The organism is Staphylococcus sp. TE8 (assembly GCF_000692055.1).
Lineage (GTDB): Bacteria > Bacillota > Bacilli > Staphylococcales > Staphylococcaceae > Staphylococcus > Staphylococcus capitis.
This window is the reverse complement of the sequence record NZ_JMGB01000001.1, coordinates 803,276-826,073: the sequence shown is the minus strand read 5'-3', so window position 1 is coordinate 826,073 and position 22,798 is coordinate 803,276. Positions and strand designations below refer to the sequence as shown.

Below are 22,798 nucleotides of genomic sequence, written 5' to 3'. Positions count from 1 at the left end.
AAGAATTACCTACTAGGTAAGAGATTGGTGACTGACATGCAAATAATTTATCAAAACAGTAGAGTAAAAACTGTTTGTACAAATTTCAAAAAAGCTTCTAAAAAATACGGTAATAGTACTGCGTTATCTTTAATGAAGTGTATACAATTTATAAATAATGCTGAGTCTCTTAATGATATTATAAATCACTCTCCTTTTAATTTTCACAGGCTACAAGCTGATTTGAAGGAATACTGTAGCATTGATATCGAAGGTAGGAAATCAAAATGGCGATTGTACATAATACCAATCGATGAGAACTATGTTTCTTTAATAAATGATTATAATAATAAAAAAGATGAAATAATACATATAAAGGTTAGTGAGGTGAAAGATCATGGATAATAACAATAATATATATTTAGAAGTAAATGATAGATTAGTATTCCATCCTGCAAGCTTTGTAAAGGATGCATTTGAAGATATGGGAATAACAAGGTCAGAATTCGCAAAAAGATTAGAGACTTCAGAAAAAAATTTAAGCGAATTATTCAATGGCAAAATTGATATAACAGTTAATATGGCTAGGAAATTGGAGAATGTTACAAATGTAAGTTCAGGTACATGGTTAAACTTACAAAATGAATACAGTGTTGCAAGAGAGGAATTAAAAGAACTTGATAATATAAATGAGCAATTGAGTATTTTAGATTGTATTGATTATAGTTCCTTAGTAAAAAGAGGGTATCTTGAATACACTAGGAAAAGAGAGAATAAGGTAAGAAAATTATGCACACTATTAAAAACTAATTCTCTTAAAACTTTAACTGATGCTAATTTTGCTATAGACTTTCGTTCTGCTCCAATTCAAAAAGAAAGAGAAATAATCAATTCAAATATATGGATTGAATTAGTCTCGAGAAGTATGGAGAAAGAACCTCTATTTAAACTTAATAAAGAAAAACTAAAAGAATCAATTGACAATTTAAGAGAACTTACACTATTAGAACCCAAACAATTCATTCCGAAAATCAAAAATATATTAAATGATTGTGGCATTCATTTCATATTAATGCCTAGTTTTAAGAACGCGAAACCTAAAGGAATGGTAATGTGGAAGCATGACCAAGTAACTTTAGCTATGAGTAACAAAGGGAAGTATTCTGATATATTTTGGTTCACATTTTTCCATGAGTTAGGACATATTTTATTGCATCCTCAAATGGATTTCATTGATTTTGATGACAGCTCCTTAGCAAAAAGAGAAAAGGAAGCCGACAGTTTCGCTAGTGAAATTTTAATTCCAGAAAGCAATTATAAGCAATTCATAGAAAATAGCTCATACACAATTAAAAACATTGATAATTTCGCACGTGAAAATCATATTGAAAGAACCATTGTAATAGGAAGGCTCCAAAAAGATAAACATCTTGAATATCATCAACTTACGCGTTATAAGAAGAAATTTATTTGGGATTTTGAATCATAAATTCCCCCAAATTTCCCCCATAGAACACATTAATCATGAATATTCATACGCATTTATTTATGAAGCGGTTGCTTAAAAACCGCTTCAGTTCAGTGTTTTATCATGTATAACATTAGAATATATATTCTATCTAAATCCAGAAGATTTACTACTAGAATCATAATTCTGAACTTAATACAATCTATTAATACTCATACAACGGTGTTTGACACCGTTGTATTTTTTTTAGCTATTTTATATTTCATTTCGAGTTTTACTTCAACATAGAATAAAAGTTTAGCATTTCAAAATATAATTATAGTATCAGACTAATTTAAGCGATAGAATTATATGAAACTATAACTTATGAGGTGATCATTTTGGAGTTAATGTATAAATATTTTTATAAGTTTCCTAAAGATCATGAGAACGAATATCAGAAAAGATTAGAATCACCTAATTTGGAAGTTTTAGATCTTAAAATTAAGCCCTATAAACTTAATGAATACTTTAATTTATATTATGTTCCTACATCAGAAATAATAAATTTAGTTTCTTCGATTGAAAAGAATAACTCGAATTTCACTAATTTACTTAACACTTTACCGAATGTAGCTACTGAGTCACTACATCGAGATATCATCGTTAATGAATTGTATTCCACTAATCAAATAGAAGGTATTAAAAGTAATAAACAAGAAATTGTGCGAAGTATGAGAGAATTTAAGGCAAATCCTAAAAAAGATATAAGGTTTAAAAATATGTTAAATTCTTATTTTGGTATACTACATGGGAAAAATAACCTTCCTGAAGTACCAAAAGATATTAAGACAATTTATGAGATGATTGCAGATGAAGAAGTTGATCCTAAAAATAAACCCGATGGCGAGTTATTTAGAAATAATTCAGTGAGTGTTGTTACCTCTACAAATAAAGTTATTCATGAAGGTATTACTCCGCATAGTAAAATTGTAAATCACATGCAATCATTATTAAATTTCTTAAATATGCCTAATAGAATCATTCCTATTATAAAAATTGCTATATCACATTATTATTTTGGTTATATTCATCCGTTTTACGATGGAAATGGACGTACATCACGCTTTATGAATAGTTTGTACTTAAGCAAAGAATATGATGAGTTAACAGCAATTTCACTATCAAGCATGATAGAAAATAATAAAAAAACATACTATGATATGTTTGACAAAACGAATAGTGTAATAAATAAAGGCGAACTCAATTACTTTATTAACAACTTTTTAAGCTTTATAAAAGAGGGGCAAGAAAATTTAATTGAAGATTTAGAAATTAAAAAAACTCAATTAGACTACGCTAACAAAAAAATTAATGGAGACTCTAAACTAACAACTTTATCTGAAAAACATAAAATTATAATGTTCATTCTTGCTCAAATTCAATATTTTTCTTTAGAGGATTATATAACGGTACAAGAGCTTTCAAAATATTTAAATACTACGAGTCAAACAACAAGAAAGTTATTAAATGATTTAATTTTTGTAAATATTGTTGAAAAAATAGGGGAACGTCCTGTAATGTATAAAGCCATTGAGGCATATTTCTAATTAAATTGCATACTTTGTTTTGGTTGTACAACGTCGTTAAACGTCGTTGTATTTTTTACTTGAATATAACTTAAGTATGATTAAGTTTATTATGATTAATGCTAAGATATATAGAAATAAAGATAAGTCACAATTATTGGGAGTTTAATATGTCTTATAACATAATAGAAGGGCATCATATAACTAAGAAGATAAATAATCATATGATTATCCATAATATTAATTTCAATATTCCTAAGAATTCAATAACTTTAATCGAGGGACATAATGGTTCTGGAAAAAGTATCACTTTAAAAATAATTTCTGGATTAATTAATCCTTATGAAGGATCATTATTCATTTCGGGAATTGTCAGTTATGCAATAGATGTTTTTCCTGGAAACTTAAATTTAACTATCAGGGAATATTTGAAATTCTTATCAAAATTCAACTCATATAAACAGTCAAGAAAGCAAGTTCATTATTTTATCGAACATTTAAATCTTACTCCATTTTTAAATCGTAAATTAAAAGATTGTTCTAAAGGTACTAAGCAGAAAGTAAATATTATACAATGCCTCACTAAAAGTGCAGACATATATATTAGATGAACCATTTTCTGGATTAGATCAAGAGACAACAGATTTTCTATTAAAATATTTAGCTGAGTTAAAATTATCTGCTACTGTTATCATGACTTCTCATGAATTTCATCATCACAACCATATCATCACTCATACGTTGAATATTGAGACCGGTAAATTTCGTAATCTCAAAGTAGAAAATAATCTTTCTAATACTGCTGCTAAAGTTATAGTCATTAACTATGACTCAAATATTACTAAAGGCTTAACTAATTATAAAAATATCACAAACATCTATACTGAAAACAATAAGGTGTATATAAAAACGCATCAGCAACATTTAAATGAATTGCTAATGCAATTAATTACTCATCAGTGCGAGATCATTGAAATTAAGGATGTGAACCACTTTTGATTGCTTTTATACAATATCAGTTTAAAAATTACTTGCGCTCATACCAATTTATACCTCCAATGATGATTTTTGTGATTTGGATTATTCTTCAATATTTATATAATGAACAACCTATATTATCTAGCTATGCATCTAGCTGTTTAGGATTATTTATCATTACATGTTGGTTAACATTAAATATATTAAATTTAGAGTCATTAAATGAAAAATACTTATTATTAATACAACTAGAATCTAAACTCAAGTATCTCATAGCTAAATGGTTATTTATATTTTTAATTAATTGTGTATTAATTGTATTTTCAATAATATATCCGTTACTATTAGGTAGTTTCAAAAATCACATTTCTTTTAAACAGGGTGTATTAGCCATACTTTTGCATCTTATTGTATGTATGATATGTATTTTAATTTCCACTTTAATTAAAAATCTTAATGTGATTTCTAAAAAATACATGTGGTTGCTTATTAGTCTAATTGGAGTGGTAAGTATATTACGCCCGATTTTAATACAATCTTATCCATTTATTAAATATATTTTATGGCTCATACCACCAATAGGTGATTTAATAAAGTTGTATCATTCTGACAACCCCAATTATGATGTGCTTTTATTACTAACTTTATGGACGTTAATATACATTATCATTTTATTCATACTCAATCTCATCATCTTTTCTAAATTAGATCAAAAACAAACGTCCTAACCAAATAGGTTAGGACGCTATTATTAATTATCGAGCTAGGAATATGATTTCAATAATTGCAAGAATGACACAAACAATAAATGCAATTGTGAAATATTTAAAACTAGACTTCTGCTTATTATTTAAATTAGTAAATACCTGTATACCTGAATAAACAGCTATTAAAACTGTAATCGCAAATATTATCCACAAATTAGACATATGTACGCCTCCTTATACATGTCTTTTATTATATTTTAATATATACAAATATTTTATCCAATGCGAAATGATAACTTTCAAATTAATGACAACACTGAATCATAAATTAACTCAAATAGAATGAGGGTTCATCATATTCATTCACATTAAAATACGTTATAATAAGGATTGTAAAGACAAAAACTAGGGGTGTCAGTTTATGAGCGGACTTAGAAGTGTCACTATAGGAACAAGTGACCTGTCTAAAACGAAAGAACTTTTTGGAAATATTATAGGATTACAATATTCCGATAAAAATGAAAATGCTTTAAGATTTGGAGATGCTAACTTAAGTCCAGGTACTCGCATTCACTTTGTTGAAATACCTAATAAGGACTATAGCAATCAACATATTGATAGCATAGGACTACGTACACCATCTGATTTAGGGCTAGATGAGTATCAAAACATACTTTCAAATCATAATATTAATTATAGCTCATTTACTGAACTCAATGGCAATAAACATTTTAGTTTTGAAGATGATAATCATCAAACTTATGATATCTACTCCAATGAACACAATACTGGAGTCGGGCTAGGTATGCCATCTTTTGATAGTTCTGTAAATCCTCTTCACCAAATTCAAGGTTTAGGACCAGTTATTCTTAAAGTCAATGAATTATCAATCACTACATCAATTTTAACGAGAGTATTTGGATTAGATTTATTTGCTGAATATTTACCAAGTGAAGATGCTAATGAAAATATCCAAGTTTTCAAAATTGGAGAAGGTGGCTTAGGCGGAGAATTACACCTATACCAAGCACATGAGGAAATACAACTTTCAGAGTATGGACCAGTTGAACAAGTTGAATTTTCTACACATCACCGAAATGAATTTGTTCAAGCCAAAGAACAATTAGATGAAATAGGAATACCATATCAAACTTTGGAACAAGAGGAATCTGAATCGTTAAGAATCACCGAAAGTAGTGGTATTTCATTTATTTTCACCCTTGAAAAGTAAATCATTTTTAAATAAAGGAAGGTTATACAATGTTACATGAAACTTGGAAAGAACGTACACCTATTAAAAAGGTAGAAGTTACGAATACAGATGCGAAGAAATTTACAGTTTCTGATATGCTGACTGTAGGCAAACAATATGATGTTGTTAATGAAACCGAAGAGTATTATCAAATCGTTGATAATTCTGGTTTAGTAGGTGGCTATTATAAAGATTACTTCAAAGAAGTTTAAGTTTTATTACGTAAAGTAACAGTACGTGTATTTAATTATTAATAAGACTAAGACAGGTCAATAATGACTTAATTGTCTTAGTCTCTTTTTATACATAAAGGACGGGAAATTATGACTAAATCAATTTATAAAAATTCTGATGAATCAGTATTTAAAGATGCGAAAGTTCTATTTGAATTAAATAAAAATATTTTACTTAAGGGACCTACAGGTTCAGGAAAAACAAAACTTGCTGAAACGTTAAGCGATGAAGTAAGACGTCCAATGCATCAGGTTAACTGTTCTGTCGATTTAGATACCGAAAGTTTGCTTGGATTTAAGACAATTCAAACTAACGAAGAGGGGCAACAAGAAATTGTCTTCATTGATGGGCCTGTAATTAAAGCTATGAAACAAGGACACATTTTATATATCGATGAAATTAATATGGCTAAACCAGAAACGCTTCCGATTCTTAATGGTGTCTTAGACTATCGCCGTCAAATTACTAATCCATATACAGGCGAGGTCATTAAAGCTGCACCTGGTTTCAATGTGATAGCAGCAATTAATGAAGGTTACGTAGGCACATTACCAATGAATGAGGCACTTAAAAACCGTTTTATCGTTATAGAAGTAGATTATATAGATGGAGATATTTTAAAGACTGTTATAAAAGAACAAAGTCGATTACAGGATGACAAAGTAATTGAAAAAATCATTAAATTTAATGAGGACTTAAGAACAATGACTAAACAAGGACAAATTTCTGAGGAAGCTGCTAGTATTCGTGCCCTCATAGATTTAAGTGATTTAGCTACAGTGATTCCAATCGAACGTGCAATTAAAAGAACAATTATCGATAAATTAGAAGATGAGCGTGAACAACAAGCAATTATTAATGCGATTGAGTTAAATTTTTAAAGAGGGATACTTATGAGTGATCGTTTTATAAAATTCAACGATGAACAGTTAGATGCTAAGCAGGTAATGATGTTACAAGACTTAGCTCGTCTATTATTAAAAGATGAACAAACACAAGTGAAAATACAAAAGTTTCCTTTTTACAATCCTTTCAGCAATACCCTAATCACAAGTTGGTTCTGGTCACACCGTCCGCATCATATTGAGCAAGCCGGCTTAAAAACTGATGTTTTACTCGCTGCATATGGATATCAACATATGGATATAGACATTGTTAATCATGTTTTACATAATGATGATTTTCATCATACTAAATTTTTCCATCAATTATTTAAGTTACTTGAAGATGTACGTATTCTCGAACTTATTCGAAAAGAACGTCCTAGCACTGCTAAGTATATAGATCTACGCTTGGATACTCGGTTAGCTTTTACTGATTCACAAATCAATGTTTATAAAACTAAAACTGTATTCACAGATTTGCTATTTCTCAATTTAGAACGTGCTTTTCTTAGTCAAAACTTCTATGACGTACCATCAATTCATCCGACATTTGATGATGTACTAGTGAATATGTATCAGTATTTGCCAAATATTTTCCAAAACAAAACCTCAGAAGATAACATGTATCTGGCTGAACGTATGATGTATCAGGTAGATGATTTGCTTAAAGAAGATATGTTAAATGAATATTATTATTTACCTCAAAAACTGTATGAAGACATTCAAGCAACCACCTTTGAGGACTTGAAAAGAACTGACGCGAGTAATACAGATGGTTACGATAAACATCAATCTGAAGAAGATGCTGAAACAGCTGAAGCTGAAACTAAAGCAGCGGATAGTGAAACTAAAGGTGGCGCCTACTTAGAGATGGAACTTCACGAAGGAGAAAACAGCGAAGTGATAGCTGATAATGATACTGCTCGTGAAGGGGATTCCACAGACGATATGACAGATATGATGACTAAGAAAGGCAAGGGCTCTCAGAATACTTTAGACCATGATGAAGGTGGTTTCATAGGTCAGAATCAAGCATTTGCACTAGAAGGAATTAATAAAAATGTAAAAGTTGAATGGAAGGTTCCAAACATCCAACCGCAACATATTTTAGACTATCAACATTCTAAAAATGATGTTCAATTTGAAATCAAGGATCTTATTCAAATCATTAAAAAGACAATCGATAGAGAGCATCAAGATGAACGTCATAATCTAACTAAAGGGCGTCTTCAAAAAGATTTAATCAATTGGTTTATCGATGATCAATATAAATTATTTTATAAAAAGCAGGATTTAAGTAAAACATTTGATGCAACGTTCACATTGTTAGTTGATGCGTCTGCAAGCATGCACGATAAAATGGATGAGACCATTAAGGGCGTTGTCCTATTCCATGAAACTTTGAAATCGTTAAACATTAAACACGAAATTTTAGCTTTTAATGAGGATGCATTCGAAGCAGATGATCGTGAACAACCAAATATTATAGATGAAATTATCAATTATAATTATTCAATTTTTGAAAAAGAAGGCCCACGTATCATGTCTTTAGAACCTCAAGATGATAATCGTGATGGTGTAGCTATTCGGATAGCTAGTGAAAGACTACTACAACGTAGTCATCAACAACGTTTTTTAATTGTATTTTCGGATGGAGAACCATCTGCATTTAACTATAGCCAAGATGGCATTATAGATACGTATGAAGCCGTAGAAACTGCTCGTAAATTTGGTATTGAAGTCTTTAATGTATTTCTGAGTCAAGAAGCTATTACTGAAGATATTGAACAAACGATTCATAATATTTATGGACAATTCTCAATATTTGTAGAAGGCGTTGAACACTTACCAAGTCTATTATCTCCATTATTGAAGAAACTTTTACTTAAATCATTTTAATAATCACACTAATTTAACATCAAAATTAATTGTATGTATTTAATAGTTGATAAATGGCATTCAACCATATATTTTAAATAATTACTAATTAAATTTGTATAAGTTTTTAAATTTTCTGAAATTATATAGACTTATAATTCCTGATTATGATAGAATGTTTAATGTTGCATTATTAGATAAAAAGGAGCAGCATTATGAATAAAAACACTTGGATTATAGGTTTTACTTTGTTCGCTATGTTTTTTGGCGCAGGGAACCTTATTTTTCCAACGAATCTAGGCCTTGATAGTGGACATTTCCTTTGGCCAGCTATACTCGCATTCGCACTAACTGGTATTGGTTTACCATTACTAGGTGTCGTTGTTGGGGCACTAGATCATCAAGGATATATCGGTGCTTTTAATAAAATTTCACCAAAATTCTCTTTAATCTTTTTAATTGTTATCTATTTAACAATAGGACCTTTGTTCGCGATTCCGCGTACAGCTTCGACTTCATTTGAAATGACTGTCACGCCAATCGCTAACACTAATGGGAATATAGCATTATTAATTTTCACTATTATTTACTTCTTAATTGTGCTTTATTTATGTCTTAATCCTAATAAAATGATAGATCGCATTGGTTCATTTTTAACTCCATTGTTATTAATAACTATATTAGCTATGATTATAAAAGGATTTATAGACTTTGGAAGTAATGCTCCCGGAGAAGGTAATACAAAATTATTCCATTCAAGTTTTTCCGGTTTTTCGCAAGGGTTTACTCAAGGTTATTTAACAATGGATGCAATCGCTGCAATTGCATTTTCAATGATTGTTGTTAACGCTATTAAAGCTACCGGAATTAAACATTCTGATAAAATATTTAAGCAAACAGTGATTGCAGGACTTATTGCTGCTACAGCTTTAATCTTTATATATATTTCATTAGGATTTATTGGAAATCATATGCATATTACTTCAGGAAAGATGAAAGAACTCACTGCTAATGATCAAAATGTTGGTACATACTTACTAACTACTATGGCTGCAAAGGGATTTGGTACCTTCGGTAAATATTTATTAGGAATTATCGTTGCATTAGCTTGTATCACTACAGCTTGTGGTCTTATTGTTTCAGTAAGTCAATATTTCCACAGAGTTTTCCCTAAAATTTCTTATAAAGTTTATGTAATATTATTTACATTAATAAGCTTTATCATAGCCAATCAAGGATTAAATTCAGTTATATCTATGTCAGTACCTGTATTAAGTATTGTATATCCAATAGCTATAACAGTTGTTTTACTAATATTAGTGGCTCGATTTATACCGACGAAACCAATTGCACAACAAATTCCATTGCTTATTGTTGCAATAGAATCTATATTAAGTCTTATTACTACTCAAGGATGGTTTAAAATTTCATTTATAGACCATTTACCACTTAAACAACATTCACTTGAATGGTTTCCAATTGCGGTAATTGCAACCATCTTGGGTTATATTATTTCATATTTCGTTAAACAAGATTTTATAGTTTATCAAAAAGAAGATAATAACAACTAAAACTTAAATATATATAAAGGCACTCGTACCATAAGTGATTTTAACCATCACTAAAGAATACGAGTGCCTTTTTCAATTATTATTCTTTTCTCATTGACAATAGATGTTGCTTCAAGTCGTTTTCTAAGCCATTAAGCTCTTTTTCAGCTGCTTGTCGCTTTTGGCGACCATCTTGTTGGATTTGTAATGTCTGTTCAATTGTTTCTATAATGTCATTTTGAGTTGTTTTCAAAGTCTCAATATCAACGATGCCACGCTCATTTTCAGTGGCAGTTTCAATAGCGTTTTGCTTTAACATTGAAGCATTTTGAGTGAGTAAATCATTTGTAGTATCTGTTACGGCACGCTGAGCTGAAACTGCATTACGTTGTCTCATTAAGGTTAAGGCAATTGCCATTTGATTTTTCCATAGAGGAATACTTGTGAGAATTGAACTTTGAATTTTTTCAGCTAATGCTTGATTCACGTTTTGAATCATACGAATTTGTGGAGCTGTTTGAATAGCAATTTGTCTAGACAATTGTAAGTCATAAATACGTTTATCTAAACGATCTACAAATTGTTCCATATCCGCCACAGCTTGAATATCCATTTGATTTCCTGAGTTATGAGCTTTCTCTTGTAGTTCAGGTATTGTTTCAGATTGAATCTGTTGTTTCTTACGTTGTGCAGCAGCAATATATAAAGTTACATCGTCAAAGTATTTTTTATTTTGATCATATAAACCGTCTAATAATTCAACATCTTTAGTTAGATTCCCTTTATGTTTGTCTAGTTGAATCGTAATACGATCAATTTGAGAGCTTACTGATTGCATTCTTGAAAAGACTTCATTAATTGAAGCTTTTGTTCTTCTAAATATACGTTTAAGTTTAGATTGTTTATTTGGATCTAAATCATTAGGATTAACTGACTTTAATTTGCCCATTAATTGACTTAATGAATCTCCAACAGGCCCCATATCTTTAGATTGAACTTCATCTAGCATTTGATGTGAAAATTGAGACATACTTTGTTGTAAGTTAGTACCAAACTGTAATAAGCCATCATGGTCTAAAGGCTTTATTTGTTGACTAATTGTTTCTATTTTTTTCTTGTCCTCATCACTAAATTGAGGGTTGAAGTCTTGAGCTACTGTAGGATTAGTATTTGTATTATCTTCAATATATTGATCGAGTGGATGTGATTGATTGCTATTAATTTCATGCGTCATCTCATTCATCTCTCCATTTCTCTTATACATCTTTGCGACGTTCTTGTTCTAATTTGTTTAATTCCATTTCAACATCTAATCGTTCATAATCTTCTTCATTTAATCTTTTTAAATCAGCAATTAGTGTACGTTTAACTTCATCTAGAGTAATACGCGTCTGTTCAAGCTTTTGTTTTTCTTCTTTTGATTTACGTGGCATCCTTGAAAGGCGAGTATAAGAATCTACTAGATTCAGAGCATTATCTAGATGAGAATAGAAGAAACCCTCTACTTTGAAAAACATACCAGGACGTTGTTTGATACTTGTATATATAGAACGTGATATACGGTAAATATCATTGACTTGTCTAAAATCTTTTATAGATCTGATGTTCATAAATGATTTTAAAATAGTTCTAATTTTTAATTGGGCTTGATTAAGCTGAGTTCTAACATATCTATAATCTCTACGTGACAATCCGATTTCATTAAGATATTTGCGTGAAGTAAGCCTTTGAGTAGGGAAGTACGATAATAGAAAACCACCTGCACCAACGATAGCATCAATCAGGAATGATAAATCCCATGCGAAAAAAGTAACCATCCAAACAATAAATGCTACTGGTATGCCTACTAACACTCCAAATAAACGTGAAATGTTATATCTCAAATGTCATCTTCCTTTATATTAAAGTCTATATAGTTTTAAATTCTGTTAATGAGTCATCAATATCTAGATTTTTAATATTATAATCGGTTACTGATGACGCAGGTGAAGCACCTTTAATTACAGATTGAATAAATTGTTCTAATTCTTTATCTTCACCTTGAGCATATATTTCTACATAATCGTCAACATTTTGGACTGTACCTTTAATGTGATATTGGTTAGCAATGCGTTCAGTATAATATCTGAAGCCCACACCTTGAACAGTTCCAAAAACTTGAATATGTTTACGTTCCATAATATCACCTCATAACTTCATTATACGTACTTTAGTTGTAAAAAACTAATATTTGCTATATGATTTATCGGCCAAAAGTATGAGTCTTGAAACTTGATTTTGAATTCTGAAAAGTTACAATTAAGTTTAAAGGTTTAACCGTGGAAGGGGATTTTAAACATGTGGACAGTTGCAAAAATGAGAGCTGACTACGAAGGTTGGTGGCTATTTAGTGATTGGCCTGAAAGAGTTATCGAAACACTAAACTTCAACACATATGAAGAAATGCTTGAAAAATACTCAAAACTTCTTCAAGACTGTAAGGATTGTTTCGATAATTATGTAGTAGGTAAACATAACATTTATGCTTTCTATAACAACTGTGACTTAAATTTTTGCGAAGATTGCGATGAAGATTTACAAATATTTTATAGTTTTATTATTTTAAAAAATAATGAGGTTTATTTTAATCTTCCAAAAATTGATTAAATGATAATTTTCTATAATTGTATTGCAATTTAGCTATGACTAAACTATAATGATTATTAAGCAATTGTTTTATTCCATATTGCAAAGAATATTTGGATTTATCATACATATAAGCACACGTATTTTTTGTAATATGCGAATAACGCATATTGAAAGAATTTAGTCTTGGAGGTTTCAGAAATATGAAACAAGGTACAGTTAAATGGTTTAACGCTGAAAAAGGTTTCGGCTTCATCGAAGTTGAAGGAGAAAACGACGTATTCGTACATTTCTCAGCAATCAACCAAGATGGTTACAAATCATTAGAAGAAGGTCAATCAGTTGAATTTGAAGTAGTTGAAGGCGATCGCGGTCCTCAAGCTGCAAACGTTGTTAAACTATAATAAATAGATTATAATTATTGACTTTAACTAACACCTTACCAAGATGTAGGGTGTTTTTTATATCAATACATACAGTAGCTCAGAAAGAAATTGATGTTAATTTCTTTCTTTTTTTATGCACAAAAAGAAACAAAACATCTTTACAATAATATAGTCTGCAATATAATTTTTATTGATTTATTAATCAATTTTTTTATAATTTAAGTGATAAGTAGGAGAAAGAAAACAATATTATGCCAAATCCTTTTAAATTATTACAAGTTTCAATTGGTCGTTTTTATTTTGGTTACCGTGGTCGTTTCATTTAATGGTGAATCTTATTTTACAAATTTAAATACCGATAAAGATTTCATTTTCAGCTTATTAGCAATGAGCACTATTACTGTTGTTTATATAATTATTTTTTATGTTTTAGCAATTACGATATTCAGGAAAATTCAATTTTAAATCTTGTTCATTTCAATAGAACTTAAAACGCCTTGGAAATGTTGAGACAACATCTATACAAGGCGTTTTAAAATTCATCTTTCATTAAATTAAAATTATATTATAGTAGGTGAGTTTCGCTTGCTCATTTTTACTATCATTTCGTATCATTAATTATTAATTGTCTTAGTGACTGACGCTTTATCACTTCACGTGCTTTTCCATCTTTTAAGAAGAATACTGATGGCTTCTGCATTTGATTATAATTTGATGCCATTGAATAATGATATGCACCAGTTGATAAAATTGCTAAATAGTCTCCACGCTTAATAGAGGAGGGTAACTTAGCTTTTTTAATGATAATATCACCGGATTCACATAGTTTACCTGCAATCGTCACAGTATCATCTGCTTCCTCATTACGATTAACTAATAACGCTTGATATTTAGCATCATATAAGGCTGTACGGATATGATCGCTCATACCTCCATCAACTGAAACATATTTATTCACTTCAGGTATTTCCTTTATAGTACCGACCTCATATAAAGTAATTCCTGCTTCACCAACAATTGAACGACCAGGCTCTATACCAATTTCAGGCACTTCATAATTAAGTGAATGAGCAGTTTCTTTAATTGCATCAGTAATTTCTGCAATGCCTTCTTCAATAGGGAAACTTTCATCACCTTCAACATATTTGATACCGAAACCGCCACCTAAATTAAGTAATTCTACTTTGATTTCATTTTCAGATAACCAATGAAGCACAAGCTTAGCAGTTTCTATCATAGCTTCGGTACCTTCAATCTGAGACCCTACATGGAAGTGAACTCCTTTTAATTGTAAGTGTTTAGAAGCTTTTACTTTATTAATCGCTTCTAAAGCTAATCCATGTTTAATTGATAGACCAAACTTACTATCTTCTTGACCAGTTTGTATAAATTCGTGTGTATGTGCTTCCACGCCAGGATTAACACGTAATACGATATTCACTTTATCACTTGCATATTTATCAATTAAATCAATTTCTTCTAATGCATCTATAACAAAGTACCCGATATTATTTTCTAATGCGTATTGAATTTCTCGCTTAGTTTTATTATTACCGTGAAAGTGAATACGATTTGCATCAAAACCAGCTTCTAGAGCAGTATAAAGTTCTCCTTCAGACACCACATCTAATTGTAAATTTTCTTCTTGCACTAATTTAACCATTTGAATACAAGTAAATGCTTTAGAAGCATAAGAAATATTATATTTTAAACCACTTTTCTCAAATGCACTATGATATCTGCGCATTTGATTACGAATTTGATCTTCATCATATACGATAGTAGGGGTACCAAAGCTTTGAGCTACAGTCTTTAAACTTGTACCTCCCATTGTTAATTCGCCATACTCATTATATTTGACTACCATTTATATGTACTCCTTTATTAGAGAATCATGATTCATAGCGCTTAATTGTTCAGAGTTTGCGCCCACACCTTTAAAAGTAAATTCATCGATGCGTATATCGTTATTATATAATACTACTTCATCTTGTGCATGAACTTCATCATCCACTTCAACAAACATATGACTCATCATTAGCGCTCTAATCGGATAACGTTTACCATTAATAATCGCCTCATGTTGAGCTCTGGATTTGAGGATGCCATCTCCATACCCAATATCAACCACTGCCAATTGTGTTTGATTCTTAGTAGCTTCATAAGCGAAGCTATATCCGCAATAATCTCCAGCATTAACTTCACGAACTTGAATCACATTACCTTTAACTGTCAAGGATTGTTGAATTTCAGATTCTTTTAATTTGCTATAAGGTCTAGAACCATAAAGTGCAATACCTACACGTGCATGGGTATGGTGAGGAAGGACTACTTGACCTTCACGATAAAAACTTGCACTATTTTGTGCGTGTATCATATCAAATGAGTAACCTTCATCCAACAAAGTATTTAGAACATTTAACCATGCCTGTCTCTCAATATCATACTCTGGAACATCGAACTCATCAGCATATCCAAAGTGAGTCCATATACCAGAAATAATCATTTTGTTATCACTTTTATTTTGAGCATGATCTTTTAAAACTTCATGCAACTCTTCTAAATCTTTGAAACCTGAGCGATGTAAAAGATTTTCAAATTCTAAATGCACATGTATATTTCTTAAATCCTCTTTGTGTTCATAATAATAAGTTAAAGAGGGTAGTGTCATATGAATTTCATACTCTCTTAATGTATCAAATTCATACACAGCATTCATTAGAAATATAGTTGCATGAGGTGCGATTTCTCTCACACGGATAGCTTCTTTTAATGATGTTGTACTAAATGTTTGAATGCCTGCTTTTAAAAACTCTTTAACTGAAAATTCTAATCCATAATGATAAGCGTTATTTTTCACTACTGCCATTATTGATTGTTCTTTTCTAACTTTTACAGCATTCTGATAAAACACTTCTGTATCTACTGACCAAATTGCTGTCAATTGACTTACACCTCTTTGTAATTTCTTAATAATTGTTCATAATAATTCGCTACATCAATTAAAATCTTTTCATCAAAATTTAAATGAGAGGTATGCAAACCTGTAACATAACCTTTAGCTTTATTCTGAGTGCCTACAAATACAAAATATGCAGGAGCTAATTGTTGTCCATAAAAACTAAAATCTTCTCCAAATAAGAATGGGGTAGGTTTATCAATGACTTCTAGATTAGCCTTATTTAAGGCTTGTTCTACACTTTCCCGAAGTTCAGGACTATTCATAGTAGGAGGATAGCCTTCTTCAAATTTTACTTGGCAATCTACATTAAATAGTAATTGGACACTTTCTGCTATTTTATACATTTGTTGTTTAACCACAGTTAAGTCATCTACATCATACGTGCGTATTGTACCTTCAAGATAACCATGACTCGGTACTGTATTTATAGCTTCACCAGCTTCAAAATGTCCCATATGAACTATATTACGTTTTAAACCATTAAGATGGTACTGTTGTATTTGTCCTACTTGTGCTAAGACATGTTGTAACGCTTCACCACATGAATGACCTTGTTCTTTATCAGCCACATGACTTGATAAACCATTTAAATAAAAGCGATACTCAGTCGCACTTGCAGTGATTTCTTCATCCCGAATCACTACTTTGCCTTCTTCAGCGAACGGGTTCACATGAATACCAAATACTGCTTCGATAGGGTACTTTTCAAAGGCGCCTGCTTTAATTAAGCGATTAGCACCACCACCAGTTTCTTCAGCAGGCTGAAAGATAAACACAACATTGTGGGGAAGTTCACCTTTATCCGCCATCGCTTTGCAACGTTTTACAAATAACATTAATGCTGTTGTATGACCATCATGACCACATGCATGCATCACATTGTCCGTTTTACTTCGATAGTCGATATCATTTTCCTCAAATATTGGTAAAGCATCGATATCAGCACGAAATGCTATCGTATGATTACTTTGACCTTCTAAATACGCTATTGCTCCGGTTTCAAGTGGGCAATCATATTCAACGCCTAATTTATCAAGAAATTCTTTAATATACTTCGTTGTTTCGAACTCATGTAAACTTAATTCTGGATATTGATGTAAATGTCTTCTATGTTTTGTTACAAATTCTAATTCACTCATATTAATCATCCCTTATATGAAATTGTTTTAATTTATTATGTAATGATGACGCCTTTTTACTTAGTTATAATAAAAAGGTGAAACAAACGTGCGAACCTACATATAAGAGTGTTCAACATCATCATTTGCTTCAACCTTTAACATTCATTTATATGAAAATGATTAAAACATACAAGCTATTAATCATTTAACTTTCTTAAAGCTGAGACAATTTCACGTTTAGAGTCTTCAACTTCAGATGTTTGTTTAATTACTTTAGCAGGGGTACCTGCTACAACAGCACCAGCTGGAACATCTTGAGTTACAATAGCACCCGCAGCAACAATAGCACCTTCGCCAACGCGAACGCCTTCAAGAATAACTGCATTAGCACCAATTAAGACATTATCTTCGATTATCACTGGAGAGGCGCTAGGGGGCTCAATTACTCCAGCTAATACAGCACCTGCACCAACATGTACATTCTTACCAGTTGTTGCACGACCACCAAGCGTTGCGTTCATATCAACCATTGTACCTTCACCAACTACCGCACCAATATTTATTGTTGCGCCCATCATAACTACAGCACCATCTTCAATAATCGCTTGTTCACGAATGAATGCACCTGGTTCAATACGTGCGTTTGTGTTTGTTAAGTCTTTAAGCGGAATCGCTGAATTACGTCGATCCATTTCAATTTCTAAATCTTCAATTTTTGTTTGATTTTCTTCATAGAAGGGTTTCCAGTCATCCGCTTCACAAAAGATAACTTTAGAATGTTCTGATCCAAATACTTTAAAACTTTCTGGGAAAGTTACGCCTTCAAAATTACCATTCGCATAAACTTTTAAAGGTGTAGATTTTTTTGCATCACTGATATATTGAATAATCTCTTGAGCTGATAAATGTTGTACCATAGTTTAAACCTCTCCTTTGTTTACTTTTATAAATTATCAAAAGTATAATATCCATTTTCTTTATGAATTAACTTTTCAGCGGCACCAATGGCACCATTTGCAAAAATGTCTTTAGATTGTGCTTTATGAGAAATAGTGATTGTCTCATCTGTGCCAGCGAATAAAATATCATGTTCACCAACGATTGTTCCTCCACGCACAGCATGAATACCAATTTCATCTTTCGTACGTTTCTCAGTATTCTCATGACGATCATATACTGGCGTTACTTGGTCTCTAAGTTCTTTGATCACATCATACAATTTAACTAATGTACCACTAGGAGCATCTACTTTCTTATTGTGATGAGCCTCAGTTAATTCAATGTCAAAATCTTGTAGTAGGGGTACGGCAGTTTCTAAAATCTTAGTAAGGGCGTGTATACCATAACTCATATTTGCACTAAAGAATACAGGCATATGTTGACCTAATGTTTGTAGCTTTTGAATGAGCGTATCTTTCTCACCAGTTGTAGCAATAACTAACGGTAAATTGAATGACTCATCTAGTAATGGTATTAATAATTCAGGGTTTGAAAAGTCAATCACTACATCAGCAACGTCTTGAGCTTCAGCTATACTATTGTAATGCTTGTATGGTGTTGAATCTTTAGGAGTTCTATCTATGACTCCTACAATCTCATGATTTTTTTCTTCAGCTAGTCTAGCAACTCGTTGATTCATCGCTCCATAGCCTATAAGTAAAATCTTCATTAATGTTCACCTGCTTTAAACTGGTCATAAGCTTGCTCTAATACATTACGCTCTGCGTCATCTAATGGGATAAGTGGTAATCTTAATTCATAATTACCAAAACCTAAATGTGCCGTTAGTGCCTTAATAGGAATAGGGTTAACATCCACAGATAATGAGTCTAATAATTGCCCAATAGGTTCAAATTGACTTGAAATATTTTCTCCACTTTGTTTAGCATCGTATAAATCTTGAAATTCTTGAGGGATAACATTTGCAATAACTGAGATAACACCTTTACCTCCACGTTGATAGAATTCAACAACATTGTCATCATTGCCACTATATAATACAAATTCATCTTCATTAATGCGTTTTTTAACTTCTTCCATATAATCAAAGTCATTCGTCGCATCTTTAAGTGCAACAATGTATGGGTTGTGACTTAATGTTTCAACAGTTTCTGCTTCAATCATCATATTCGTCCGTGATGGTACGTTATAAAGTACAACCGGTAATTTTACTTCATTTGCGATAGTCTCAAAGTGTTTAATTAATCCTCGTTGGTTTGTTTTATTATAATAGGGCGTAATAAGCATCACTGCATCAGCACCAATTTCTTTAGCTCTTTTAGAGGCTTCAATTGATTTCTGAGTATTATTCGTACCAGTTCCAGCAATGATAGGTACACGTTTATCAACTAATTTAATTACAGTTTCAAGTACTTGTTCTTTTTCTTGATCTGTTAAAGTAGGGCTTTCAGCTGTTGTTCCATTAACTATAATCGCTTGTGTGTTATTTTCTAATAAAAATTTTACATGTCTTTCTAATGCGTCAAAATCAATTTCATTATTAGTAAATGGTGTAGCTAGAGCTACGCCAACGCCTTCAAACATGTGTGTCATATTATCGTTCTCCTTTCATAGTTAAAACTTGCTCTAATACTTGAACTGCGTTTAATGCCGCACCTTTAAGTAAGTTGTCTGATGTACACCATACATGGAAAGTGTTATCTAATGAATCATCTCTACGAATACGGCCTACAAAGACTTCGTCTTTACCTGTAGAGTGAATTGCTAATGGGTATTCATTGTTTTCAGGATTATCTACAAGTACAACTCTGCTATCTTGGTCGAAAAGGTTTTGGATATCTTTAACGTTAGCTTCTCTATCTAAAGTAACGTCAATTTCAATGCTGTGACTGTCTTGCACGGGTACACGTACACAAGTAGCAGTAACTTTCAGGTCTTTATCGTTTAAAATTTTTCTTGTTTCATCAATCATCTTTTGCTCTTCTTTGGTGTAGCCATTTTCAAGAAAAACATCAATATGTGGTAACACATTATTATAAATAGGGTGAGGGTACGCTTCAGGAGCTTTTCCATTAGGCCCCTCAGATAAATCTCTTTTACCCTTGATACCTGAGCCTGAAACCGCTTGATATGTTGTATAAGCAACACGTTTTAAGCCATATGCATCTTGTAAAATTTTAAGTGGCACTACGGATTGAATTGTTGAACAGTTAGGATTAGCAATAATGCCTCGAGTTAATTTAGGTTCATTCACTTCGGGAACAATTAAATCTACATCCTCGGTCATTCTCCATTGACTAGAGTTATCAATGACGATAGCACCTGCTTGTTCAAATAGTGGGGCGAAATGTTCACTTGTACCTCCACCAGCACTCATTAACACGTAGTCGAAGTGTTCACTTGCTGCTTCATCTGTTAACTCTTGAACAGTATATGTTTGTCCTTGGAATTCTACTTCCTTACCTGCTGAACGCGCTGATGAAAAGAGTACTAATTCATCGAAAGGAATATTCTTACGATCCAATGTTTCTAACATTTTTGTTCCTACTAGTCCTGTTGCTCCGGCTACTGCTAATCTTGTCATAATAAAGTCACTCCATTTGTAATATTGTTAATTTTAAGAAAATTCTTTATAAATATATCATATCAATTTTAGATATCGAATGCGTTATATAATTCTTCTACCGCTCTTTGACCATTTTCTGCATCAATAACATAAGAAATACTAATTTCTGAAGTCGTTGTTTGATAGAATGGAATTTCAGAATTGATTAAAGTGATAAATGCTTTAGATGCTACTCCAGACATATCTCTCATACCTGATCCAATTAACGAAATTTTGACGTATTCTTCATTGATTTTATAATCTAAGGCTTCAAAGTGAGTGGATAGATTTTCCAATATAGATGAAATTTGATTAACGTCACTATCTTTAATCGAAAATGATAGCTGTAATCCTTCGAGATTAACGATTTGCGAAATCATATCGACATTGACAGAACCTTCCTCTAACTCAGTAAATAACTGAGTTAATAAGCGATTGTCAGGTAGGGGATAACTAATTGTGACGTGCATCATATGCGTATCTAAAGCTACTCCTGTAACAGCTTTTTTCTCTAATAAATCTGATCTAGACATAATCCACGTTCCTTTCACATTTGATAAAGTTCTCCCTAAATAAAGGGGGATTTCATAGTTTTTAGCAAGTTCAACACTTCTAGTTTCAAGTACTCCAGCACCAAGCGCACTCATTTCCATCATTTCTTCATAAGACACGTATTCTAAACGCTTAGCATGGCTTAATATTCTTGGATCTGTTGCATAAACTCCATCAACGTCAGTATAAATCTCACAAGGGATTTGGTTACTTGCTGCTAGAGCCACTGCAGTAGTATCAGAACCTCCACGACCTAAAGTAGTAAGCTCAAACTCATCATTTATACCTTGGAAACCAGCTACTACCAGTACATCGTTATTTTCAAATGCTTGATTAAATGTATCTGGATTAATCTCTGCAATTTTACTTTTCAAATGATGACCAATCGTTTTAATACCAGCTTGGTATCCAGTCATTGCTTTGGCTTTTACACCAATATCATTAAGTACCATTGAAAGATAGGAGACTGTCTGTTGTTCACCCGTAGTAAGTAGTAGGGCAAGTTCTTGATCTTTAGGTGTAGATGTCAACGTTGACACATTTTCCATTAATTGATCAGTTGTTTTACCCATTGCACTAACTACAACGATTAATTCTTCTCCCTGTTCAACTCGTGTTTTAAGCATTTCAGCAATATTTTTTATCTTTGTAAAATCACTGACGGAAGACCCGCCAAATTTCAAAACACTTCTGTTCAATTTCAGTCCTCCTAAAATTTGGGGAGGCTCACACGATATAAAAAAAGAACAAGTTCGGAATGCGCGAACTTGCTCTACATTTATGTACAAGTGATGCACTCCATTATTTAGTAATAATGACAAACTTTCAGCTCTTAACCAAAAAGTCCAACGACTCATAACTGCTATTATGAATTGTTTCGGCATCGCACCCTTTCAAAATTAGTTGTTAGCAGACAAAATACTAAAATTTAATCATGATTGATGCTCCTCATCAAAATCTTATTCAATTGATATGAGTTAATTATACATAGAGTGTATATCTCTGTAAACCAATATGTTAGATTTTTAAAAATATACTGACAATTTAAGAGTAAGATAACACAATTTGTGATTTATTATAAATAAAACT

The 22,798-nt window shown here is 31.6% G+C and carries 24 protein-coding genes and 1 riboswitch; of the genes, 12 read left to right on the top strand and 12 right to left on the bottom strand.

Features of this window, described 5'->3' with window-relative positions; genetic code table 11:
* Window positions 1-27 precede the first annotated feature (27 nt).
* The 5 genes from CM54_RS03965 to CM54_RS12885 all read left to right on the top strand — a co-directional run bounded on the left by CM54_RS03965 (window position 28) and on the right by CM54_RS12885 (window position 4,014).
* Complete coding sequence (locus CM54_RS03965; RefSeq protein ID WP_155980130.1) at window positions 28-384, top strand: hypothetical protein; 357 nt, start codon at window positions 28-30, stop codon at window positions 382-384.
* Complete coding sequence (locus CM54_RS03960) at window positions 377-1,468, top strand: HigA family addiction module antitoxin (RefSeq protein WP_037549062.1); 1,092 nt, start codon at window positions 377-379, stop codon at window positions 1,466-1,468. Before CM54_RS03965 ends, CM54_RS03960 begins: the two co-directional genes overlap by 8 nt.
* Before the next feature lie 368 nt (window positions 1,469-1,836).
* Entirely contained in the window at window positions 1,837-3,036 is a 1,200-nt protein-coding gene (locus CM54_RS03955) for a Fic family protein (protein WP_231469386.1), read from the top strand.
* Between the two features lie 149 nt (window positions 3,037-3,185).
* The gene (locus tag CM54_RS12890; RefSeq protein ID WP_231469372.1) at window positions 3,186-3,626 is read left to right on the top strand and encodes an ATP-binding cassette domain-containing protein; all 441 of its coding nucleotides are present in this window, start codon (window positions 3,186-3,188) and stop codon (window positions 3,624-3,626) included.
* Window positions 3,604-4,014, top strand: a complete 411-nt coding sequence (locus CM54_RS12885) for an ATP-binding cassette domain-containing protein (protein WP_231469369.1) — start codon at window positions 3,604-3,606, stop codon at window positions 4,012-4,014. Before CM54_RS12890 ends, CM54_RS12885 begins: the two co-directional genes overlap by 23 nt.
* A 734-nt stretch (window positions 4,015-4,748) precedes the next feature.
* On the opposite strand, the gene CM54_RS03940 is transcribed toward CM54_RS12885, so the two are convergent.
* Window positions 4,749-4,922: a hypothetical protein gene (locus CM54_RS03940; protein ID WP_002433919.1), complete on the bottom strand. Its 174-nt coding sequence runs from the start codon at window positions 4,920-4,922 to the stop codon at window positions 4,749-4,751.
* A gap of 199 nt (window positions 4,923-5,121) precedes the next feature.
* Here CM54_RS03940 and CM54_RS03935 point away from each other — a divergent pair, with 199 nt between their 5' ends.
* The 5 genes from CM54_RS03935 (at window position 5,122) to brnQ3 (ending at window position 10,519) form a co-directional block, all read left to right on the top strand.
* A complete protein-coding gene (locus CM54_RS03935) occupies window positions 5,122-5,931 on the top strand; it encodes a glyoxalase/bleomycin resistance protein/dioxygenase (RefSeq protein WP_002433595.1) in 810 nt (269 codons plus the stop codon).
* 29 nt (window positions 5,932-5,960) lie between these two features.
* Window positions 5,961-6,164: a DUF6501 family protein gene (locus CM54_RS03930; RefSeq protein WP_002433949.1), complete on the top strand. Its 204-nt coding sequence runs from the start codon at window positions 5,961-5,963 to the stop codon at window positions 6,162-6,164.
* Between the two features lie 111 nt (window positions 6,165-6,275).
* Window positions 6,276-7,067 carry an ATP-binding protein gene (locus CM54_RS03925; RefSeq protein ID WP_037549055.1) on the top strand — a complete coding sequence of 264 codons (792 nt, stop codon included), beginning with the start codon at window positions 6,276-6,278 and terminating at the stop codon, window positions 7,065-7,067.
* Between the two features lie 12 nt (window positions 7,068-7,079).
* Window positions 7,080-8,969 (top strand): vWA domain-containing protein, encoded by a 1,890-nt coding sequence (locus CM54_RS03920; RefSeq protein ID WP_037549053.1) that lies wholly within the window; start codon window positions 7,080-7,082, stop codon window positions 8,967-8,969.
* 194 nt (window positions 8,970-9,163) lie between these two features.
* On the top strand, window positions 9,164-10,519 hold the full coding sequence (brnQ3, locus tag CM54_RS03915) for a branched-chain amino acid-like transporter carrier protein BrnQ3 (protein WP_037549050.1): 1,356 nt from the start codon (window positions 9,164-9,166) through the stop codon (window positions 10,517-10,519).
* Window positions 10,520-10,598: 79 nt separating this feature from the next.
* Here the strand turns inward: brnQ3 and CM54_RS03910 are convergent, their stop codons facing one another.
* From CM54_RS03910 to CM54_RS03900, 3 genes are read right to left on the bottom strand one after another with little or no spacing between them, the layout of a single operon-like run.
* Window positions 10,599-11,732 carry a toxic anion resistance protein gene (locus CM54_RS03910; protein ID WP_030062716.1) on the bottom strand — a complete coding sequence of 378 codons (1,134 nt, stop codon included), beginning with the start codon at window positions 11,730-11,732 and terminating at the stop codon, window positions 10,599-10,601.
* Between the two features lie 22 nt (window positions 11,733-11,754).
* Window positions 11,755-12,381, bottom strand: a complete 627-nt coding sequence (locus CM54_RS03905; RefSeq protein WP_002433566.1) for a 5-bromo-4-chloroindolyl phosphate hydrolysis family protein — start codon at window positions 12,379-12,381, stop codon at window positions 11,755-11,757.
* 25 nt (window positions 12,382-12,406) lie between these two features.
* Complete coding sequence (locus tag CM54_RS03900) at window positions 12,407-12,676, bottom strand: acylphosphatase (RefSeq protein WP_002433775.1); 270 nt, start codon at window positions 12,674-12,676, stop codon at window positions 12,407-12,409.
* 159 nt (window positions 12,677-12,835) lie between these two features.
* On the opposite strand from CM54_RS03900, the gene msaA reads away from it, so the two are divergent.
* Together msaA and cspA are read left to right on the top strand one after the other, a co-directional pair.
* Entirely contained in the window at window positions 12,836-13,144 is a 309-nt protein-coding gene (msaA, locus tag CM54_RS03895) for a regulatory protein MsaA (RefSeq protein WP_037549046.1), read from the top strand.
* 182 nt (window positions 13,145-13,326) lie between these two features.
* Complete coding sequence (gene cspA / locus CM54_RS03890; RefSeq protein WP_002433901.1) at window positions 13,327-13,527, top strand: cold shock protein CspA; 201 nt, start codon at window positions 13,327-13,329, stop codon at window positions 13,525-13,527.
* A 583-nt stretch (window positions 13,528-14,110) separates the two neighbouring features.
* On the opposite strand, the gene lysA is transcribed toward cspA, so the two are convergent.
* From lysA to CM54_RS03850, 8 genes are all read right to left on the bottom strand, one after another.
* On the bottom strand, window positions 14,111-15,376 hold the full coding sequence (gene lysA / locus CM54_RS03885) for a diaminopimelate decarboxylase (RefSeq protein ID WP_037549043.1): 1,266 nt from the start codon (window positions 15,374-15,376) through the stop codon (window positions 14,111-14,113).
* Entirely contained in the window at window positions 15,377-16,453 is a 1,077-nt protein-coding gene (locus CM54_RS03880) for an alanine racemase (RefSeq protein WP_037549041.1), read from the bottom strand.
* Window positions 16,454-16,458: 5 nt separating this feature from the next.
* Entirely contained in the window at window positions 16,459-17,610 is a 1,152-nt protein-coding gene (locus CM54_RS03875; RefSeq protein ID WP_037549038.1) for an amidohydrolase, read from the bottom strand.
* A 179-nt stretch (window positions 17,611-17,789) separates the two neighbouring features.
* On the bottom strand, window positions 17,790-18,509 hold the full coding sequence (gene dapD / locus CM54_RS03870; protein WP_037549025.1) for a 2,3,4,5-tetrahydropyridine-2,6-dicarboxylate N-acetyltransferase: 720 nt from the start codon (window positions 18,507-18,509) through the stop codon (window positions 17,790-17,792).
* A 26-nt stretch (window positions 18,510-18,535) separates the two neighbouring features.
* Complete coding sequence (gene dapB / locus CM54_RS03865; protein ID WP_002433594.1) at window positions 18,536-19,261, bottom strand: 4-hydroxy-tetrahydrodipicolinate reductase; 726 nt, start codon at window positions 19,259-19,261, stop codon at window positions 18,536-18,538.
* A complete protein-coding gene (gene dapA / locus CM54_RS03860) occupies window positions 19,261-20,145 on the bottom strand; it encodes a 4-hydroxy-tetrahydrodipicolinate synthase (protein WP_037549021.1) in 885 nt (294 codons plus the stop codon). The genes dapB and dapA overlap by 1 nt, the downstream gene beginning before the upstream one ends.
* A 1-nt stretch (window position 20,146) precedes the next feature.
* A complete protein-coding gene (locus CM54_RS03855; RefSeq protein ID WP_023350298.1) occupies window positions 20,147-21,136 on the bottom strand; it encodes an aspartate-semialdehyde dehydrogenase in 990 nt (329 codons plus the stop codon).
* Between the two features lie 68 nt (window positions 21,137-21,204).
* Window positions 21,205-22,407, bottom strand: a complete 1,203-nt coding sequence (locus CM54_RS03850) for an aspartate kinase (protein ID WP_030062717.1) — start codon at window positions 22,405-22,407, stop codon at window positions 21,205-21,207.
* A gap of 85 nt (window positions 22,408-22,492) precedes the next feature.
* Window positions 22,493-22,669: riboswitch (Lysine riboswitch) on the bottom strand.
* Window positions 22,670-22,798 lie beyond the last annotated feature (129 nt).

Bases quoted from the DNA above. Each gene is read 5' to 3' on its own strand.
- msaA (WP_037549046.1), top strand. From the start codon at position 12,836: ATGTGGACAGTTGCAAAAATGAGAGCTGACTACGAAGGTTGGTGGCTA.
- CM54_RS03910 (WP_030062716.1), bottom strand. From the start codon at position 11,732: ATGACGCATGAAATTAATAGCAATCAATCACATCCACTCGATCAATAT.
- CM54_RS03960 (WP_037549062.1), top strand. From the start codon at position 377: ATGGATAATAACAATAATATATATTTAGAAGTAAATGATAGATTAGTA.
- cspA (WP_002433901.1), top strand. From the start codon at position 13,327: ATGAAACAAGGTACAGTTAAATGGTTTAACGCTGAAAAAGGTTTCGGC.
- CM54_RS03855 (WP_023350298.1), bottom strand. From the start codon at position 21,136: ATGACAAGATTAGCAGTAGCCGGAGCAACAGGACTAGTAGGAACAAAA.
- CM54_RS03930 (WP_002433949.1), top strand. From the start codon at position 5,961: ATGTTACATGAAACTTGGAAAGAACGTACACCTATTAAAAAGGTAGAA.
- brnQ3 (WP_037549050.1), top strand. From the start codon at position 9,164: ATGAATAAAAACACTTGGATTATAGGTTTTACTTTGTTCGCTATGTTT.
- CM54_RS03925 (WP_037549055.1), top strand. From the start codon at position 6,276: ATGACTAAATCAATTTATAAAAATTCTGATGAATCAGTATTTAAAGAT.
- dapD (WP_037549025.1), bottom strand. From the start codon at position 18,509: ATGGTACAACATTTATCAGCTCAAGAGATTATTCAATATATCAGTGAT.
- CM54_RS03875 (WP_037549038.1), bottom strand. From the start codon at position 17,610: ATGAGTGAATTAGAATTTGTAACAAAACATAGAAGACATTTACATCAA.
- CM54_RS03900 (WP_002433775.1), bottom strand. From the start codon at position 12,676: ATGGAACGTAAACATATTCAAGTTTTTGGAACTGTTCAAGGTGTGGGC.
- CM54_RS03955 (WP_231469386.1), top strand. From the start codon at position 1,837: ATGTATAAATATTTTTATAAGTTTCCTAAAGATCATGAGAACGAATAT.
- CM54_RS03935 (WP_002433595.1), top strand. From the start codon at position 5,122: ATGAGCGGACTTAGAAGTGTCACTATAGGAACAAGTGACCTGTCTAAA.
- dapB (WP_002433594.1), bottom strand. From the start codon at position 19,261: ATGAAGATTTTACTTATAGGCTATGGAGCGATGAATCAACGAGTTGCT.
- CM54_RS12890 (WP_231469372.1), top strand. From the start codon at position 3,186: ATGTCTTATAACATAATAGAAGGGCATCATATAACTAAGAAGATAAAT.
- CM54_RS03920 (WP_037549053.1), top strand. From the start codon at position 7,080: ATGAGTGATCGTTTTATAAAATTCAACGATGAACAGTTAGATGCTAAG.
- lysA (WP_037549043.1), bottom strand. From the start codon at position 15,376: ATGGTAGTCAAATATAATGAGTATGGCGAATTAACAATGGGAGGTACA.
- CM54_RS03940 (WP_002433919.1), bottom strand. From the start codon at position 4,922: ATGTCTAATTTGTGGATAATATTTGCGATTACAGTTTTAATAGCTGTT.
- dapA (WP_037549021.1), bottom strand. From the start codon at position 20,145: ATGACACACATGTTTGAAGGCGTTGGCGTAGCTCTAGCTACACCATTT.